This is a genomic window from bacterium, assembly GCA_040757115.1.
Classification (GTDB): domain Bacteria; phylum UBA9089; class CG2-30-40-21; order CG2-30-40-21; family SBAY01; genus JBFLXS01.
This window is the reverse complement of the sequence record JBFLYA010000403.1, coordinates 1-2,044: the sequence shown is the minus strand read 5'-3', so window position 1 is coordinate 2,044 and position 2,044 is coordinate 1. Positions and strand designations below refer to the sequence as shown.

Annotated in this window: 2 protein-coding genes; one reads left to right on the top strand and one right to left on the bottom strand. The window is 33.4% G+C overall.

Translation table 11 applies throughout. The features are described 5' to 3' along the window. Nucleotides 1-324 precede the first annotated feature (324 nt). Nucleotides 325-504: a hypothetical protein gene (locus AB1422_19155; protein ID MEW6621419.1), complete on the bottom strand. Its 180-nt coding sequence runs from the start codon at nucleotides 502-504 to the stop codon at nucleotides 325-327. A 585-nt stretch (nucleotides 505-1,089) separates the two neighbouring features. Here AB1422_19155 and AB1422_19150 point away from each other — a divergent pair. Beyond that, on the top strand, nucleotides 1,090-1,431 hold the full coding sequence (locus AB1422_19150) for a cupin domain-containing protein (protein ID MEW6621418.1): 342 nt from the start codon (nucleotides 1,090-1,092) through the stop codon (nucleotides 1,429-1,431). Nucleotides 1,432-2,044 lie beyond the last annotated feature (613 nt).

Sequence of the window (2,044 nt, the reverse complement as noted above, 5' to 3'; positions counted from 1 at the left end):
TATTAGGTAATATTCTGATATACTTCATGTTCGTAAGAAAACTTACCAATCTAATCAACACAGATAGAATTATATATTTATGAATGAAAGATGTAGTGCCATAATTCAATTTTTTAAAGGCATGAACTTGGGTTAATTTAGAAGCCTCTCGGATAAATAGGGATTGGGGTTAATTTTAAGGAGATTTTTATCAAGAAACAAAAGGTTGTTCTTTGAAAATATAAGATCAGGTAAAAAATAGAGGTTAAAACATAGAGAAAACAAAAAAAGGACACAGTTATCCCTATGGAGGTGAGTGAATTCAAACCAGGGAAGTAAAAGAGATTAAGTAATTTTTTCCCATTCGCTATACCAGGCATCTATATGTTGACACATAGCCACAAGAGCTGTTCTAACAAACCAGTGTTTTCGTGAACGGACTCTGGCATCTTCGAGGTGGTAATCAACTTTCATCCGTTTATTACATCGTTCTGAAGAGGTGCGTCTTTTCATCTTTTTTTCCATAGGTCAGAAGAACGAGGGATTTTAGTAAAGAGTCTATAATCCCAGTGAGGATGAATATAGGCAGTTCTTCCATATTCACTATTAGAACATAGATAGGCATTTGGACAGAGGATGAGTCTTTCTGAGTAAGGTAGTTCATAAAGAAAGTTAAAAGAATTGGGAGAGTTGAAAGAGTTAGAAGAGTAGGGAGAGTGAGTTGAAAGAGTTGAATCTGAACACTTAGAACACTTAGAACACTATAATTGTGCAATTTTCTTTTTGATACGATAGATAGAGAGTTGTATTTTTCGGGGTTGTTTTCTTTTAAGCAAAGATTGGGTTAAGATTAATGAGTTATTAGATTTAGGTAACAAGGTTACCACCCTCCCGGTTTTTATTTGATATATTGTAAGTAATTAAATATATATATATACTTACTTATAATTATATCGGTAAACACTGGGAGTTAATTAAATTTTGGAGGATAAAAAGAGAATTTCGCACAAAAATAGTGGGAGGGAGAAAAAATAGATAGATGGAAAGGCTAATAAAATCAACGCTCAATTTTATCCGAGAGCGTTCAATTTAGAGAAGGGAGGTGTGCCTATGAATTCGAATATCGGACATCTTGCAAAAATGGATGTAACAGAGTTAACTGAAAATATTTACGATGATTGGAAAAACTTCATTATAAGTGAAGTAAACGATCATGTGGTGAGATTAAGCGTTTTACAGCGAGATTTCCATTGGCATATTCACAAAAATAGTGATGAGTGTTTCTATGTAATTGAAGGAAGTCTTTTTGTAGATCTGGAAGACCATACTGAGGTAATAAATCCACGGCAAATGATCACTATTCCTAAGAATATTCGACATAGGACTCGATCAAATGTTCGAACACTCATCCTATGTTTTGAGTCAAAAGATAGTGATGTTACAGGTAACTAACCCAAGTTTCACATTTTAAACTGAAGTTCCAGCAATAAATTTCCATTTTAACCCGTAACTTCCCAATTTTTAAGTAATATGTAAACCCAAAGTTTCCACCTGTGCAGTTAACTTTAGACCTGTGTAAAAAAAGGAGATATGGAGATAAAGGAGATAAGGGGATATATTTAGAGGTTTTTGGTAAAATGGTTAAGGTTAGGAGGCTGGTTTGATTGAGGGATTATGTAACCGTTCAGGTATAGCTAATAAAGATATTATGTTTACCCCCCTTGCTTACCTGATCTCTCTCAACATCTCCGGAGCTCGGATTTGACTGAGGTTTAAAACCAACCGTTTTTTATCTTCCCCCCAATTTTTACCATCACAACATCACCAATTTCTGATTTATTCCAGGGCTGGCAACATTTTTTTTCTTGACTTTCTCTCATTTTTTTGTTTTGCTTATTTGTATACTATTTCTTAACATCTAAACAAAATTAAAAAACATGGGAGGTGTATTTTTATGTTGCCAGCCCTTCGCTTACATAAAAAATATAAAAAATTTGTCAAAAAACATATAAAAAATCTCCAACTATCAGAAAAAGATAAGGAAGTTTACGAAAAACTAAAACTC

Coding starts and splice junctions, on each gene's coding strand:
- AB1422_19155 (MEW6621419.1), bottom strand. CDS start 504: ATGGAAAAAAAGATGAAAAGACGCACCTCTTCAGAACGATGTAATAAA.
- AB1422_19150 (MEW6621418.1), top strand. CDS start 1,090: ATGAATTCGAATATCGGACATCTTGCAAAAATGGATGTAACAGAGTTA.